This is a genomic window from Kitasatospora aureofaciens, assembly GCF_019192735.1.
GTDB lineage: Bacteria > Actinomycetota > Actinomycetes > Streptomycetales > Streptomycetaceae > Kitasatospora > Kitasatospora aureofaciens_A.
The window spans coordinates 1-14,673 of the sequence record NZ_JAHTKP010000057.1 but is presented as its reverse complement, the minus strand read 5'-3'; the positions used below and the strand labels follow the sequence as shown (position 1 = coordinate 14,673).

Genomic DNA, 14,673 nt, shown 5'->3' with positions numbered 1-14,673 from the left:
GGCTATGCGGCATGGATGAATGTTGGATTAACACCTTATCGGTCGGTTTTTGGGCGACGGGCCAGCAGCGGGCGGGCTGGGTGGTGTGCGTACCGGCGGGACCGCTCCGGGCCCGGCGATCGAGCGGTCCGACGGCTCGGCTCCCTGAGCTGCGCCGCCGAACGGTCCCGGCCGGACCACCCCGTGGGACATTCCCCGGGTCGTCCCCCGCCTCGTCCCAACGCTGTGGGACCCCCCGGACCGCGGCAGAGTTACTGCTGTCCGGGCCGGGCACTCGCTCGCCGGACACCGACGACCGCACGCCGCAAGAGGCGTGCGGCGCATCAGGGAGGGAAGCGTCATGCGCAAGAACCGCATCGTGCTCAGCCTCGCGGGAGCCGGCCTCGTGCTGGCCACGGCCATCGGGACGGCCGGTAGCGCCGCCGCCACCACCGCCACGCCGGACCAGGCCAGCTCCGCGTGCAACTACACCAACTCCGAGCCGACCCTCAGCCGGGGCTCCAGCGGTGCCGCGGTGAGTCAGCTGCAGTGCGAGCTGAACCTGTCGCTCGACCCCGGCACGCACACCCCGCTGAACATCGACGGCAGCTTCGGGCCGGCCACCCAGACCGCCGTCCGCCAGTTCCAGGCCTGTGCGGGCCTCGCGGTGGACGGCATCGTCGGGCCGAACACCTGGGGCTCGCTGGACTACTGGTACCAGTCCCCGAACTACGTGTGCTGACGCGTAGGTGAGTGATGCCCGGGCGGGGGGCGGCGGCAGGACCGACGGGGGGCCGCCCCCTGCCCGGGCTCAGTGCTCCGGCCCGGCCGTGCTCGCGGTGGCGCCGGGGCCCGAGGGCGGCGTAGCGAGGAGTTCTGGTGCCACCGGCGCGGTCGCCGGGTCGGTGATCACCTGGCTGCACCCCCGAGCCGCCCCCTGCTCGCCGCACACCTGCAGACCGCTGTTGGAGGCAGAGGCATCGAGCATCGGTGAGTACGCGTCGTACCCCCAGTGCACCAGGGCCGTCTGGTGACCGCCCTGGGCTGCGGTGATCGAGGCGGCATCGCCGGGGGTGGCGTTGGTGATCTTGGCCCAGGCGGCTCGGCAGTGCGGGCTGTAGCGCATATGGATGGTCATCCGCTGAACATTCGCGGTGATCAGCGTGATGGCATCGGTACCGCAGCCCGTGGTCTTCGGGTCGAGCCCGGAACAGGAGACCCCCAGGCAGCCGCTGGGGGCGGTGGTGGCGGTCGTCGTGGCCGTAGCGGTCGTGGGCGCCGTCGGACCGTCCGCCGCCTGCCGTGGCGCGTGGCCCGGCCACAGTGCGGCCATCAGCCCCGCCACGGCCGCGACGAGCGCCAACGCCATTGCTGCGTAGGCAAGTTGTCGCCGCCTTGGAGGCAATCCGCCGCCCGGTTCGTCGGCCACGCCCTCCGGGGTTTCCTCGGGAGGCTCGCCCGCACCGTCCGCCACCCGCAGCATGGCGGCGGCGAAGACCGGCAGCACCGACTCCGGTTCGGTGCCGGATACTTCTGCCAGTCGCCGCAACGCCTGCTCGGTCACCGGCCGTTCGCCGTTGAACCAGCGCTGCCAGGACGACTTGCTGTGGTGCGTCCTCGCCGCGAGCTCGACCAGACTCAGCCCGCTGCGGTCCTTCATCTCCCTGAGCGCCTCGACGAGTTCCCGCTCCTCGGCGGACAACTCCTCGGGCAAACGCCTCCAGCGACCGGCCATGCGCCCCCCCTACGCAGCATGCGACCTGTCTACGACGGCAGTTGAGCCCCGCCGCCTTCGGCAGCGTACATGTCCTGGACAATCCCGTCCCGGCTTTGCCCGGACCTTGCGACAGGCCCCTTCCGGGGACAACACCCCTTCCCCGGTGGCCACTTGCTCCCCACAAGTGGCGACCGAAACCGCCGACCGGGAAGATCACTTCCCGGTCAGCGGCGCCGCCCCGATCAGCCGATGAAGGACTCGGGGCCGAAGCGGCCCCACACCACGAAGCCGGCCAGGGCGATGTAGACCAGGTCCACCACCATGAGCTTGAACTCGTGGCGCCGGATCCGGGTGATCGCCGCACCGACCATGATCGCCACCAGGCCGAGGGCGGCCAGCGGCACCAGGACCGGCGCGATGTCGAGCACGGCGGGCAGGATCAGGCCCACCGCGGCCAGGACCTCAAGGGCGCCGATGGCCTTCACTCCGCCGGAGCTGAAGTCCTCGACCCACTGCCCGCTGTGCCCGGCAGCGGCGATCTTCTCCTTCGGCGTGATCACCTTGAAGGCGCCGCCGAGCAGGTAGGCGGCGGCCAGCAGTCCGGCGACGATCCACAGAGCGAGGTTCACTGGTCTCTCTCCCTTGTACGTACGGGCCTCTGGTCGGTCAGGCGTGCTGGCCGGGCTGGTAGCCGCCGGCGGGCATGCGGGCGATGACGTTGCCGCGGTTGAAGGCGTTGATGACGGCGATGAGGGAGACCAGGGCGGCGAGCTGCTCCTCGTCGTAGTGCTTGGCGGCGTTCGCCCAGGCCTCGTCCGTGACCCCGCCGGCTGCGTCCGCGAGGCGGGTGCCCTGCTCCGCCAGCTCCAGGGCGGCGCGCTCGGCGTCGGTGAACACCGTGGCCTCCCGCCAGGCCGCGACCAGGTTGAGGCGCGTCGCCTCCTCTCCTGCGTGAACGGCGTCCTTGAAGTGCATGTCGACGCAGAAACCGCAGCCGTTGATCTGGCTGGCGCGCAGCTTCACGAATTCCTGCGTCGCCCAGGGGAGCGTCGATTCCGCGAGCAGCTTGTTCGCCGCGATGAGGTGCTTGAAGACCTTGCCCATGATCGGGCTGGCGAAGGGGTTCAGGCGGGCTTCCATCGTGGACTCCTTTGTCGTTGTCCGCTGTCGCCCCTCTAGGACAGGGCACCCCGGCGCCCCGTGACAGGTGCAGGTGTGACGTGCGTCACTGCCGCCGGGGTGTCGTCGGATACCCTGCTGGGCGAGCTGAGGGAGGGGTTCCATGCCGGGATCGGCAGTTGCGACGGATGCAGCCGGATACCGGCCGCTGCTGTTCTCCATCGCCTACGGGATGACCGGTTCCGTGGGCGACGCCGAGGACATCGTCCAGGACGCTTTCCTCGGCCTGACCCGGGCGGACCAGTCGGGGACCACGATCACCAACCTGAAGGCGCACCTGACCACATCGGTGACCCGGCTGGGCATCAACCACCTGGGCTCGGCGCGGGTACCGCGGGAGACCTACGTGGGCGAGTGGCTGCCCGAGCCCGTCGTCGTGTCCGCCGACCGGCCGGGGCCCGCCGAGTACGCCGAGCTGGCCGACTCGCTGTCGATGGCGTTCCTCGTCCTGCTGGAGGCCCTCTCTCCGACGGAGCGGGCGGTGTTCATGCTGCGCGAGGCCTTCGGATACGACTACCCGGAGGTGGCGAGGGCCGTCGGCAAGTCCGAGGCGAACTGCCGGCAGATCTTCGCCCGCGCCAGGAAGCGGATCGCTCCCGCCGCGCAGGCGGCCGACACCCCGCCGCCCCCGGCCCGGCGTGCGGAAGGCGAGGAACTCGCCCGTCGTTTCTTCGAGGCCACCGCAGGCGGCGACATGGACGCGCTGCTCGACCTGCTCGCGCCGGACGTCGTGTTCCACGGCGACGGCGGCGGCAAGGCCCGCGCTCTCGGCAAGGCACTCACCGGCCTGCGCCGCGTCGCCCAGCTCCTCATCGGCGGCATCCGCCGGAACCGGAAGCTCGGCGTCTCCCTCAGCCCGGCCACGGTCAACGGCCGCCCGGGCGCCGTCCTGTACGACGCCGAGGGCCGCGTGGCCAGCGTGCTCGAACTTGAGATCGCCAACGGCGCGATCCAGGCCGTCCACTCCGTGTCCAACCCCGACAAGCTCGCCCACCTCGGCCCGGTCTCCGACATCGGTCTGCTGCCGAAGAAGTGACGTTCCTTCAGAGCAACCACCGGTTCAACGACCTGTCCGAGCAGACGTAGCCCACGCACTGCCCTTCCGGCCCCGCCTCGACAGTGAACCACTCGCCGGCACGGCGGTGCGCGCGTCAAACGCGGTTTCGGTTCGGGTGGTCGATGCGGAGTTCCCGCTGGAGGGCCTGGTTCAAGGGGTCTGGGCGGGAGCCTTCAGGGAGTCGAGCCAGTGGAGGAGGCGGGCGCCCTGGCGGGTCATGATGTCCGGGTCGCGCAGGGCGTTGGCCAGGAGTGACATGCCCTGGTAGGCGGAGACGAGGGTGACGGCGAGGTCGTCCGGGTCGGGCAGGCCCAGGGCACGGAACTGGTGTCCGGCCCAGTCGAGCAGCCGTCGGATCACGGCGCCGGCCTGCGCGTCGAGGCTCCCGTCCGCGCGCTTGTCGAGTTCGACGGCCAGGGTGCCGGTGGGGCAGCCGTAGCGGGCGGCGAGGTCGCGCTGCCCCACCCAGGCTTCGATCAGCGCCTTGAGGCGGTCGAGCGGGTCGGACAACTGGTCCAGTCGGCCGGTGAGTTCGTCAAGGTGTGCGCTGTGCTCGGACAGCGCGGCCTGGACCAGCTCGTCCTTGGTCTTGAAGTAGTAGTAGACGTTCCCCACGGGGACGTCGGCCACGCGCGCGATGTCGGCGAGGGTGGTCCGTTCGACGCCCTGCTCATGCAGGACCTGGGCTGCCGCGGCCGTGAGCCGTCGGCGCTTGTCGGCCGCCCGCGCCGCCCTGGGCTTCACTGAGTCAGTCACCCAACCAACTATAGACAGCGCCCGAGGGGGCCGTGCTAAGGTCTTTCAAGTCAGCCGACTAACTTACTTGGGGGTAGCAATGATCGTCGTGACGGGTGCGACCGGCAACATCGGGCGGACGCTGGTGCCGCTGCTGGCCGAGGCGGGCGAGGAGGTCGTGGCCGTCTCGCGGCAGCCGCAGCCCGCCGGGCTTCCGGCCGGCGTCCGGCACGCCCGGGCCGACGTCGGAGAGGCCGCGAGCATGCGGCCCGTCCTCGATGGCGCCGACGCCTTCTTCATCCTGCTGGGCGGCGAGCTCAACGGCCACGGCGAGAGCCCGAACGCCCTGTTGGACGTGGCCGGGGCCGCCGGGGTCAAGCGGGTCGTCCTGCTCTCCTCCCAGCTCAACTCCACCCGACCGGAGGCCCCTTCACACACCCGCCTGCGCGAGTTCGAGGCTGCCGTGCGCGCGTCCGGAGTGGAGTTCACGATCCTGCGCCCGGGTGGCTTCGCCTCCAACGCCTTCGCCTGGGCCGAGTCGGTCCGTACGAAGCGCACGGTCTTCGCCCCGTTCGCAGATGTCGCGCTGCCCGTCATCGACCCGGCGGACATCGCCGAGGTCGCCGCCCCCGCGCTGCTCGACGGCGGTCACGCAGGCCGTACGTACGAGCTGACCGGCCCCGAGGCCATCAGCCCGCGCCGGCAGGCTGCGGTGATCTCCGAGGCCCTGGGCGAGGAGGTGGCCTTCGTGGAGCTCTCCCGCCAGGAGGCCCACGCCCACATGGCGCAGTTCATGCCGCAGGAGGTCATCGGCGGCACCCTGGACGTCCTCGGCATCCCGCTGCCGGCCGAGCAGGAGATCAGCCCCGACGTGGAGAACGTCCTCCACCGTCCGGCCAGGTCCTTCGACGAGTGGGTCGCGCGCAACCTCCCGGCCTTCCGGTAGAACCCCCTAGTGAGCCACTCGCGGCGGGGCCGGTTGCGATCGAGCCAGGTCCGGCATGAGGCCTCGATGGGGCTGGGGCCGTCCGCAGCCACCGCTGCGGACGGCCCCAGGAGCACGTCCTTCAGCTGCCGCGCCTGATGGTTGGCGGCAATGAGGTATGGGCTTTGCCCTGTGGCGTAGGTCGGTGGATCTCGCGCTCGATGACGGACGCGACTTCTGGCCACGGCACGGCCATCGGCGATGTGAGGTTCCAGTAGCCATGGCTCGTGCGGACCAAGGCGCTCACTCCAAGCGGCGCGGCATCCTCAGGGACGCAGGCAAGGAGGCGGCGGAGGACGCTGCCGGCACCTCGTGCTGCCGGGCTTATGCCGCTGCCGACGAGGAGGGTTGCGGTCCGGATCGCATCGAGCGTATCGGGTGCGGCGCCAGGCGTGGCGAAGCGACCGAGAACCATCTCCCACCAGGGTTGGCGGGTACGTGCCCACGCGAGGCGTTCGAGTCCGGAGCCCAGGTCAACCGCCATACAGCTGGGGTCCTCGGCGTTCCAGAGCAGGACGATGTCGCCGATCGGCAGGTCCAGGTGGCGGAAGTGCACGGTGAACCCGCAGACCTCACGTCGTCTCCACACGGCGTTGCGCCCGTGGATGGTGATGTGCCTGGCGTGGAGCCCGATATCAGAGAGCACCGTGAGCCAGTGGTCGAGGATGTCGGTGAACTCGGCATCCTGGGTGATGGGTTCGATACGCGAGACGTTGACGAACGAAGTGAGGAATCCGTCTCGGAGGACGCCGGTGGCGTTCCTCTCGCCGGTCATCCTCACGACTGGCTGAGGAAGGTAGCCGCGGCGGAGGACGTACGGCTCGCCGTCCTTGAGAAGAGGGTCGAGCGCTTGGACGGCCGAGATCGTCAACTCCGTGTCCCGGCCGCACCTCGTTGGCAGGGGTCTGGCTCGTACCACGCCTGCCGTGCGGAAGCTGTTCTCCAGCCGGTCCAGCAGGCCGGCCCACGAGTGGGGTCGAGTCGTCGGCCGGTACGGCGTTCCTCTGTCGCGGTGGCGGATGTCGAAGCGTCCGTCGGGGCTTTGGGTGATCTCCCACTTCGGGCCGAGCCCAAGGCGGTCGCCGTCCAGGAGGCCGACCTGCCTCGACGGTATGTCGGCCATCAGCATGGCCGGGTCGCCAGAGCGCGGAAGTGGCGAACCGGGTCGAAGCGCTGGAACCCGATCTCCTGGACAGCGGGCGCGTCCAGCGTCAGGGCCTGTTCGATCGCCACAGCAAGGGCGCAGGCGGCCGCCTCGTCGTCGCTGTCCGGGTTGGCGTACACGGCGGCTCCGGTGGCGTCGCAGATCGCCGCCTCGGCGCAGGTGCCTTCCCGCCAGCAGAGCGCCGCGACCGGGGTGCCGGCCCGCAGCGATTCGCCGAACACTGCGGCGCCAGCCTCCACGTAGGTTCGGGAGCACGTGTAGACGAATGCGGCGGCGTCGGAGAAGGCCACGGCCTTGGCGGCGCCGCCCAGCTCGCCGACCCAGGTGACGTGGTCGGCCGAGAGGAGGGCCTGGTGCCTGCGCAGGTAGTCCGTGTCGAACACAGGGCCGACGATGCTGATCCGTCGTCCGAGCAACTGGGCCGCCCGAACCGCGAGATGCGGCGCCTTCTCTTCGTCGATCCGGCCGACCCATATCAGGTCGCGGCCAGGAACGGCTGGCGGCTCGGCTTCCCCGAGGCCGAGGTGGACGGCGTGCTCCAGGGCCGGCGTGTGCGTCGCGTAGAGCGCGGCCATCTCCGGCGAGTAGCAGTAGAGCCTGGAGCGCCGACCGTCGAACGCGTCCGCCGCGTGCTGGAACACCGGTGAGTGTTGGAAGGTCGCAACGTCGCAGTCGAGCTCGGCCCAGATCTTCCGCCACTCAGGATGTGACGGGTACTCATGCCCGACGACGAGCAGGTCGTAGCCGGTCGTGCGCAGCTCGCGTGCGGCTTGGGTGCCCGGCTGGAGCTCCTCCAGGCGGACCGAGCGCAGCGCCCAGTCGCCTGCGAGGTCGGTCCTCCAGCCGGGACCGAGGAGGTGTACGTCGGCGCCTGCGGCTCGGGCGCCTTCCGCCACTGCCCAGAGCCAGCGTTCGATCCCGCCGTAACCGGCGGGCGGGAAGATGTAACTGCTGGGGAAGTCGCAGATGCCGACTAACACTTATGCCTCCGTTGTTCCGTCCGCCGAGATCCGGCGGAATCCGAGGTAGGGCATCAGGGCCTCGGGCAGGACGATGGAGCCGTCCTGCCGCTGGCACTGTTCGAGGAGGGCTGCCAGGGTGCGGCCGATGGGCAGCCCGGAGCCGTTGAGTGTGGCGACGGGCTTGGTCTTGCCGTGCTCGTCCCGGGTGCGGATGCCCGCGCGGCGGGCCTGGAAGACACCGCAGTCCGAGACGGAAGAGATCTCGCGGTAGGTCTGCTGGCTGGGCAGCCAGACCTCGATGTCGTAGGTGATCTGGGCGGAGAAGCCAAGGTCTCCTGCGGCGAGCTGGACGACCCGATAGGCCAGTCCCAGTTCCTTGAGGCAGGCTTCGGCGTGGCTGAGCATCTTCTCCAGCTCGGCCTGCGAGTCGTCGGGGTCGCAGATGCGGACCATCTCGACCTTGGAGAACTGGTGCTGGCGCAGGATGCCGCGGGTGTCACGGCCGTACGAGCCGGCCTCCGAGCGGAAGCACGGGGTGTACGCGGTGAGGGCCAGGGGAAGTTCGGCCGGCGGGATGATCTCGTCCGCGTAGAGGTTGGTGAGCGGGACCTCGGCAGTCGGGATCAGGAAGAGTTCGCGCTCCCCCATGCCGGTGGCGAAGAGGTCCTCTTCGAACTTCGGGAGCTGGCCGGTCCCGGTCATGGTCTGCCGGGTGACGAGGTAGGGGACCGCGTGCTCGACGTAGCCGTGTCGCTTGGTGTGCAGGTCCAGGAAGAGCGTGGCCAAGGCGCGCTCGATGGCGGCGCCGGCACCGCGCGAGACGCTGAACCGGGAGCCGGAGAGCTTGCTGGCACGGGCGAAGTCGAGAATGCCGAGGGCCTCACCGAGGTCCACGTGGTCCTTCGGCTCGAAGGAGAAGGACGGCGGCGTACCAACCCGCCTTACCTCGACGGCGTGCTCGTCCGAGTCGCCGTCGGGGGTGCTGTCGAGCGGAAGGTTGGGGATGGTCAGCAGGAAGTCGCGCAATTCCTGCTGCACCTGCTCCTGCTCCGCCTCGGCCGAGCGGATCTCCTCCTTGAGTTCGCGGGCCCGGTCCTTCAACGCCTCGGTGTCACCGCCCTGGCGGGCCGCCTGCTGGACCTCCTGGGCGACCCGCTTCGACTCGGCCCGCAGCTCGTCCACGCGGGTGATGAGCTGGGATCGGCGGGACTGAAGAGACTCCAACACAGAGAGATCCAGGGTGTAGCCGCGGCGGGCGAGGCGGCGGACCGCCTCGGAGCCCATCTCGATGAGGGCGCGGGGATCATGCATGGGAGTTCTTCTCCTCCAGCTGGACTGATGGTCCATCGAAGGTAGCAAGCACGCGCTCGTCTTCTGGCCGCGAAGACCATGCACCCGATGCCACGGTCTCCATCTCCTCCGCCTCCAGGAGTTCGAGCAGGGCCACAGTGAGGTCTTCGAGTTCGCTGTCCTCGATCCTGATCACGTAGAGACAGGGCACCTCATCGAAGAAGATCGGCATGGTCCGGCCCGGGCTCGCGCGCGAGGTCTGTCTCTGCCAGCGCAGCACGGAGGCCAGCAGCCCATGCGCGACCACCACCCGAGGTGAGGGCATCGGGACTGCGCTCCGGAGGCCGACCAACATTCTGAGGATGGCTCCACGCTGGGACTCACCAGCACCGGGCGGACGCTCCCATGGTCCGGCGGCGACGAGCCAGCGCGCGTACTCCGTGAAGGGGCCGCCTTCGAACTGCCCGTAGTCCACTTCGCCGAGGGCAGGCTCGACCCTGATGGGCTGGTCGGTCTCGCCCATCAACAGCCGGGCCGTCTCACTCGTCCGGGCGAAACCCGAGGTAAGCCAGATACGCGGCTGGACGGCAGCGGTGACGCCGCTACCGGTCCGGCAGGCGACGCGACCCTCCGGATCAAGTGGAAGATCGACAGTCGGGTCGCCGTTGACCCGGTGAGCCGTGCTGTAGCGGGTACTGGCATGGCGCAGGAGGTAGGTGGTCATGCCTGGCCGCTCCTCTCCGGCACCACCGTGAGATCGAGGCCCCCGGCCAGCCCTGCGATCACCCGCTCCATCACGGAGGCGCGGCTGTCTTCCACTTCGCGGTAGTAGAGGAGCCCGTCCACGCAGAGGGCGAGGCTCCATTGGCGCAGCCGCCGCGGATCGAGGCCGGCGCTGGTGGCGGCGATCTCGAAGCGGTCCCGGGTACCAGTGCCCAGGTCGTAGTAGACGGTCCAGAACGCCCAGTCGAAGATCTCGTCACCGACCATCGGAAGGGGGTCCGCCAGGATGGGCTTCCGATCGTGGTCGAAGAGGACGTTCTCCCGATAGACGTCCGCGTGAAGGACCGATGCCCGTGCCACGTCCGGGTGCAACCGGGTGACCAGCCTCTCTCCGAGCCCCGCCCAGTCAAGCGGTAGCTGGGGACGTTGCGCCACCAGGCGGCGGTGCACCCGCGGGACCAGCTCGCATTCGAGGAAGTCCTGGAGGCTGGGAAGCGCTGCGGCCGTCGTGTTCGCGCCTCGGCCGAGACAATGCAGCTGCCGCAGTGCGATGGCCACTGCCTCGTACTCGTCCTTCTCCGGTCCGGTGGAGCCGCCGGGCACGGACGCCACTACCTCCAAGGCGGCGATCCCGAGGTCGTCCGCGTGGTCGAGCACCCTGACGGCCGGCCCGGCTGCCCAGATCCCCAGTGCGATCATCTCGTTGTGGTAGCGGCTGTGCTCGGGCCATGCCTTCAACAGGACCTCGCGCTTTTTGTTCTGCTCCCGCGCCACCATCAGCAGCGAGGCGTGGCCGGCGTCGTGGTAGCTGTCGAGAGTCAACTGCCAGCGGCGCGAGGCTTCGTTGAAGAGCTCGGGGGCGTGGGCGAGCCACCCGTGCACCCCCGGGCCGTAGTGCTCCCGGAGGCGCTGCCGTGCGGTGCGCGGGGGCAGGAGTGTGTGCGATTCAGCGCGCATCAGCTGAGCCGGACGCCGTGGTGGACCAGTTCGGCGGTGAGCTCCGGGAAGCCGCCGAGGGCCAGGGCGACCTGAGCCTGCACCTTCTCGATCTCCGGGTCCTCGGCCGCGAGCCGGACCAGGACCTTCCAAGGCTGGTCGAGGCGCTGGCCGGTGGCGCTGACCAGGTGCACTTCGGCGTAGCTGCCGGTCTCTTCGTACAGGCGCTGGGCCAGCCGGGTGGCCGCCAAGTTGTACAGCTTCCCGACGTGGTAGACGGGGTTCTTGCCGCTGGCCCCTTCCAGGTTCATCGGGCGCAGCGGGGTGATCAGGCCGTTGACCCGATTGCCGCGACCTACAACCCCTTCGTCGCCCGACTCGATGGAGCTGCCGGTGTAGGTCAGGTAGAGCTCGTCCTTGTCCGGAACGTCGCGGGCGTTGAGGAGGAAGGTGACCTCGACGCCCGGAAGGTGCTGCTCCGCGAACCGGGCACACTCGGCCAGGACCTCCTTCTTGTTCGCGAGGTACGCGGCCCGGTTGGGAACGTGCGCGGACTTCTGCGGGACGCACAGAACCGCCTCGGCCTTCGTCCCGTCGAAGTGACCCATCAGCTTCACGTCGGAGCCGCACCACGGGTTCGCCTGGGTGAACTCGCTGACGCCGGACAGGTGGTTGACGAGCGCGTGGGCGAACTGCTCGAACGGGGCCATCGGCGCCCAGCCGGTGCCGAGCGAGGTGTCGTTGGCGAGCAGGACGTGGCGCTCGCGCAGGTCGTCCACCGAGCGGGGCGCGAACCAGCGCGATCGGTCGGTGCCGCCCTCATCGGTCACGACCGCGCCGGGGCTGGGGTTGCTGGTGATGTTGAAGATCAGGTCGAGGTGGCTCGCGAGCTCGGGCAGCCGGTCCTGGAAGAAGGCCAGGACGGCCTGTTCCGCCAGTTCCCGCACCGGGATGTCCTCGCCTCCGCAGGCGTACGCGGCCCGCCCGTTGATCAGCACCTTCACCGGGGCCGTCATCCGGCCGGCGCCGTAGCGGACCTCGCAGGAGCCGCCGAGCAGGGCGAGCTTGTCGAAGTTGTGGTGGAGCACGGCACCGAAGCGGTCGAGCGTGTAGCGGCTGTACGCACGGGAGAGCTCCTCGGCCAGGTGGTCGGCGAGGGTGTCCGGGTGGCCGATCCCCTTGCGTTCCAACAGGACGAGATCAGTGGGGAGCGGACGCCCGGTCTCGATGGTGATGCTGCTGTTCCGCACCTTCGTGCTGACGCGTTGCATGACGATCTCCTCTTCCTTTGGTCCGGCTGCGGTGCTCGGGCAGGGGCTTTCGTCGTGCGGATGTGCCGAACACCCGCACGTCAGACCTGTAGCGGTGTGTAATGGGCGCTGAGCGCTCGGAGACATTCAGCCCTGCCGGTGAGCCGCCCGACCAGTGCCGGCATTCGGACAGCGGTCGCTGTCCACTAGAGACGCCCTGGGGGATCAAATGCCGCGACCACTAAAGCCTCTGGACCCCACCCGCTCCGCGGCCCACTGGTTCGGCGCGGAACTTCAGTACTGGCGGAAGCTCAGAAAACTGAGTCAGGACGGACTTGGACAATTGGTCCACCTGAGTGGGGACCTGATCAGCAAGATCGAGCGGGCAGAGCGGCCCTGCAAGCTTCACCATGCCCAGGCGTTAGACGCGGCCTTGAACACTGGTGGAGTGCTCTCGCGAAGCGTGGCACTGGCCGAGGCTGAAATGGACAACCGCTCAAGGGAAATGGACAAACGACGCGGTGGGGCCGTCAAGCCTCCCCGAGGGGATCTGCTCGGGGGCACGCTGGAAGAGCCATCGCCCGCCCTCAAGTGGAACGAGTCCGACCCCATGGAACGACGGAATTTCCTTGCCGTGACGAGTGCGGCTCTCGCCGCAGGCCCACTGACCCAGCTACTGATCTTCAGCCCGGCGACTGCGGTGCCGGTGGTAGTTCGGACCGCCGATGTCGAGCAGATCCGCGCCGCCGCGACCACACTGCGCAGCTGGGACAACCTCTACGGCGGCGCCGGCGTCGTTCGCGATACCGCGCTCGCCCAACTCCGTTGGGCCGCAGGCCTCCTGAACAGCGGATGCCCTGCTCCGCTGAGGGCTGAGCTGTTCGGCGCCGTCAGCCGCCTGGCGACCGTTGTCGGTGCCTCGGCCTTCGACGCCTTCGCTCACGACGACGCCCACCGCCTATTCGCATTCGCCACCTCGTGCGCCGAGGAAGTGGACAACTGGCCACTGCGCGCCATCTCCTACAACCTACGATCCCGCCAGGCCACTTGGTGTGGTAATCCCGATACCGGCCTCACGCTCGCGGAACTCGGCCTTGCCCGCGCCGACCGACTCTCTCCTGCCGAACAGTCCATGCTCCACAACGCCCGCGCCCGAGCCCTGGCCAAGATGGGCCGCACCCAACCGACCCTGGCCGCGATCGGCGCGTCCGACGAATCATTCGCCTCGATCATTCCGGCAGCCGAAGGGCCGTGGATGGCGTACTACGACATTGCGCAGCACCATGGCGACACCGGCCACGCCCTGTTCGACCTCGCCCTTGCCGGCCACCCACCGCAGGAGGCACTCCGGCGGCTGCAGGCCGCGGTGGACGGTCACGACGATGGCTTCGCCAGGTCCCGCGCGTTCTCCCGTACCAAGCTCGCTACGCTCCAGATGGCGGCCAGCGACCCCGAGCAGGCTCTGGCCGAGGGTCGCAGCGCACTCGCCGAGGTCAGCGACCTCCGCTCGCTGCGTGCCAATCACGAGCTGGCCGAGTTGGGCCGGGTCGCCCATCGCCACCGCAACCTCGCCGACATCCGGGACCTGCGGGAGCAGATCGCCGCTACGGTGGCAGTGTGAGCAGCAACATCGAGGCGTCCCACTCCCTGCTGGTCAAGGCGTGCGCCATGGTCGGCCTGTCCGCAACCGGCGCGGAGCCGATCCGGATCGGGGAGAACGCGCTGTGGCGGTTGCTGAATGGGATCGTGGCTCGGATCAGCCGCCCCGGGCAGTCGACTGCCGCTCGACGCGAACTAGCGGTCGCTCGATGGCTGCACGACTGCGGGGTGCCTGCGGTGCGCCCGCTCGATCACCTGCCAGAGCCGCTGGATGTGGACGGCAACCCGGTGACCTTCTGGCACGAGCTACCGCCACACCGACCCGGTCGCGCCGCCGACATCGCGCCACTCCTCCATCGCATCCACGAACTACCTGTCCCGGATTTCCCGTTGGGCCGCCTCGACCCATTCGTCCGGCTGGACTTCCGGATCGACGGCGCGGCCACCCTCAATGACTCGCAGCGGCAGTGGCTGCGCGACCGCCTAGCCGAACTCCAGACGGCATGGCTGAGTCTTCCGCCGGGCCTGCCTACGAGCGTCATCCACGGCGATGCCTGGGGCGGCAACGTCGCCGTCACACCCACCACCTCGTATCTGCTGGACTTCGAACGGGCCTCTCTCGGGCCTCCCGAGTGGGACCTCACTGCCACCGCCGTCGGCTACGGCACCTTCGGCACTGTTTCGGACAGCGAATACGACGCCTTCTGCGAGGCATACGGGGCTGACGTGATGGTCTGGGCCGGTTACCAAGTGCTGCGAAATATCCGTGAGCTCCGGGTCACTTGCTTCGCGCTCCAGCACGCGGCAGCCGATCCGACCCGACACCGAGCGGAAGCCCACTACCGTCTCGCCTGTCTGCAAGGAGAGAACGGTCCACGGCCATGGGGTTGGACAGCCGTCAGCTGAGGTCGACCTGTACGTCCCCGTTGTAGCCCATCTCGCATCGTACGAAGCATGGGCCGTGCAGAGTGATGGCGTCCCGTGGAGTGGTGTAGCAAGGATCTTGGAGTAACCCCTGGTCATAGGAGAGCCATCGCGCAACTCTCTGAGTAGAACGGCGAGTTCACCAGGGGGTGCGCGATGGCCTTGTCCCAGT

General features: G+C 69.3%; 15 protein-coding genes and 1 pseudogene. 6 read left to right on the top strand and 10 right to left on the bottom strand.

All coding sequences use genetic code 11. The annotated features are described in order from the left end of the window. The first annotated feature begins 340 nt into the window (after nucleotides 1-340). On the top strand, nucleotides 341-721 hold the full coding sequence (locus KV557_RS33475) for a peptidoglycan-binding domain-containing protein (protein ID WP_218205331.1): 381 nt from the start codon (nucleotides 341-343) through the stop codon (nucleotides 719-721). A gap of 69 nt (nucleotides 722-790) precedes the next feature. Here KV557_RS33475 and KV557_RS33470 read toward each other — a convergent pair whose 3' ends face one another. The 3 genes from KV557_RS33470 to KV557_RS33460 all read right to left on the bottom strand — a co-directional run bounded on the left by KV557_RS33470 (nucleotide 791) and on the right by KV557_RS33460 (nucleotide 2,836). Continuing rightward, the gene (locus KV557_RS33470; protein ID WP_218205330.1) at nucleotides 791-1,714 is read right to left on the bottom strand and encodes a DUF2690 domain-containing protein; all 924 of its coding nucleotides are present in this window, start codon (nucleotides 1,712-1,714) and stop codon (nucleotides 791-793) included. A gap of 224 nt (nucleotides 1,715-1,938) precedes the next feature. Then, nucleotides 1,939-2,325, bottom strand: a complete 387-nt coding sequence (locus KV557_RS33465; RefSeq protein ID WP_218205329.1) for a DoxX family protein — start codon at nucleotides 2,323-2,325, stop codon at nucleotides 1,939-1,941. Nucleotides 2,326-2,362: 37 nt separating this feature from the next. Continuing rightward, on the bottom strand, nucleotides 2,363-2,836 hold the full coding sequence (locus tag KV557_RS33460; protein ID WP_218205328.1) for a carboxymuconolactone decarboxylase family protein: 474 nt from the start codon (nucleotides 2,834-2,836) through the stop codon (nucleotides 2,363-2,365). A 142-nt stretch (nucleotides 2,837-2,978) separates the two neighbouring features. Here KV557_RS33460 and sigJ point away from each other — a divergent pair, with 142 nt between their 5' ends. Then, on the top strand, nucleotides 2,979-3,911 hold the full coding sequence (gene sigJ, locus KV557_RS33455; RefSeq protein ID WP_218205327.1) for an RNA polymerase sigma factor SigJ: 933 nt from the start codon (nucleotides 2,979-2,981) through the stop codon (nucleotides 3,909-3,911). 171 nt (nucleotides 3,912-4,082) lie between these two features. On the opposite strand, the gene KV557_RS33450 is transcribed toward sigJ, so the two are convergent. Further along, entirely contained in the window at nucleotides 4,083-4,688 is a 606-nt protein-coding gene (locus KV557_RS33450; protein WP_218205326.1) for a TetR/AcrR family transcriptional regulator, read from the bottom strand. 79 nt (nucleotides 4,689-4,767) lie between these two features. Between KV557_RS33450 and KV557_RS33445 the strand changes: the two genes are divergently transcribed. Beyond that, nucleotides 4,768-5,613: an SDR family oxidoreductase gene (locus tag KV557_RS33445; RefSeq protein ID WP_218205325.1), complete on the top strand. Its 846-nt coding sequence runs from the start codon at nucleotides 4,768-4,770 to the stop codon at nucleotides 5,611-5,613. Nucleotides 5,614-5,734: 121 nt separating this feature from the next. On the opposite strand, the gene KV557_RS33440 is transcribed toward KV557_RS33445, so the two are convergent. The 6 genes from KV557_RS33440 to KV557_RS33415 all read right to left on the bottom strand — a co-directional run bounded on the left by KV557_RS33440 (nucleotide 5,735) and on the right by KV557_RS33415 (nucleotide 11,999). After that, on the bottom strand, nucleotides 5,735-6,781 hold the full coding sequence (locus KV557_RS33440) for a hypothetical protein (RefSeq protein WP_218205324.1): 1,047 nt from the start codon (nucleotides 6,779-6,781) through the stop codon (nucleotides 5,735-5,737). Next, complete coding sequence (locus tag KV557_RS44620; protein ID WP_218205323.1) at nucleotides 6,775-7,797, bottom strand: glycosyltransferase; 1,023 nt, start codon at nucleotides 7,795-7,797, stop codon at nucleotides 6,775-6,777. The genes KV557_RS33440 and KV557_RS44620 overlap by 7 nt, the downstream gene beginning before the upstream one ends. Further along, nucleotides 7,798-9,090 (bottom strand): serine--tRNA ligase, encoded by a 1,293-nt coding sequence (gene serS, locus KV557_RS33430; protein ID WP_218205322.1) that lies wholly within the window; start codon nucleotides 9,088-9,090, stop codon nucleotides 7,798-7,800. After that, nucleotides 9,083-9,793, bottom strand: coding sequence for a histidine phosphatase family protein (locus KV557_RS33425; RefSeq protein WP_218205321.1), 711 nt, complete (start codon nucleotides 9,791-9,793; stop codon nucleotides 9,083-9,085). Before KV557_RS33425 ends, serS begins: the two co-directional genes overlap by 8 nt. Continuing rightward, the gene (locus tag KV557_RS33420) at nucleotides 9,790-10,674 is read right to left on the bottom strand and encodes an aminoglycoside phosphotransferase family protein (RefSeq protein WP_218205320.1); all 885 of its coding nucleotides are present in this window, start codon (nucleotides 10,672-10,674) and stop codon (nucleotides 9,790-9,792) included. Before KV557_RS33420 ends, KV557_RS33425 begins: the two co-directional genes overlap by 4 nt. A gap of 74 nt (nucleotides 10,675-10,748) precedes the next feature. After that, nucleotides 10,749-11,999, bottom strand: coding sequence for a methionine adenosyltransferase (locus KV557_RS33415; protein WP_218205319.1), 1,251 nt, complete (start codon nucleotides 11,997-11,999; stop codon nucleotides 10,749-10,751). 208 nt (nucleotides 12,000-12,207) lie between these two features. Here KV557_RS33415 and KV557_RS45145 point away from each other — a divergent pair. The 3 genes and pseudogenes from KV557_RS45145 to KV557_RS33405 form a co-directional block, all read left to right on the top strand. Continuing rightward, nucleotides 12,208-12,420, top strand: a pseudogene (locus KV557_RS45145) (helix-turn-helix domain-containing protein); the annotation flags it as partial. Nucleotides 12,421-12,441: 21 nt separating this feature from the next. Next, complete coding sequence (locus KV557_RS33410; RefSeq protein ID WP_445156346.1) at nucleotides 12,442-13,599, top strand: XRE family transcriptional regulator; 1,158 nt, start codon at nucleotides 12,442-12,444, stop codon at nucleotides 13,597-13,599. Continuing rightward, on the top strand, nucleotides 13,596-14,483 hold the full coding sequence (locus KV557_RS33405; protein WP_308130195.1) for a phosphotransferase family protein: 888 nt from the start codon (nucleotides 13,596-13,598) through the stop codon (nucleotides 14,481-14,483). Before KV557_RS33410 ends, KV557_RS33405 begins: the two co-directional genes overlap by 4 nt. The last annotated feature ends 190 nt before the right edge of the window (nucleotides 14,484-14,673 follow it).

Excerpts from the sequence above, each read along its gene's own strand:
- KV557_RS33475 (WP_218205331.1), top strand. The coding sequence starts at position 341 with ATGCGCAAGAACCGCATCGTGCTCAGCCTCGCGGGAGCCGGCCTCGTG.
- KV557_RS33470 (WP_218205330.1), bottom strand. The coding sequence starts at position 1,714 with ATGGCCGGTCGCTGGAGGCGTTTGCCCGAGGAGTTGTCCGCCGAGGAG.
- KV557_RS33460 (WP_218205328.1), bottom strand. The coding sequence starts at position 2,836 with ATGGAAGCCCGCCTGAACCCCTTCGCCAGCCCGATCATGGGCAAGGTC.
- sigJ (WP_218205327.1), top strand. The coding sequence starts at position 2,979 with ATGCCGGGATCGGCAGTTGCGACGGATGCAGCCGGATACCGGCCGCTG.
- KV557_RS33445 (WP_218205325.1), top strand. The coding sequence starts at position 4,768 with ATGATCGTCGTGACGGGTGCGACCGGCAACATCGGGCGGACGCTGGTG.
- KV557_RS33440 (WP_218205324.1), bottom strand. The coding sequence starts at position 6,781 with ATGCTGATGGCCGACATACCGTCGAGGCAGGTCGGCCTCCTGGACGGC.
- serS (WP_218205322.1), bottom strand. The coding sequence starts at position 9,090 with ATGCATGATCCCCGCGCCCTCATCGAGATGGGCTCCGAGGCGGTCCGC.
- KV557_RS33425 (WP_218205321.1), bottom strand. The coding sequence starts at position 9,793 with ATGACCACCTACCTCCTGCGCCATGCCAGTACCCGCTACAGCACGGCT.
- KV557_RS33415 (WP_218205319.1), bottom strand. The coding sequence starts at position 11,999 with ATGCAACGCGTCAGCACGAAGGTGCGGAACAGCAGCATCACCATCGAG.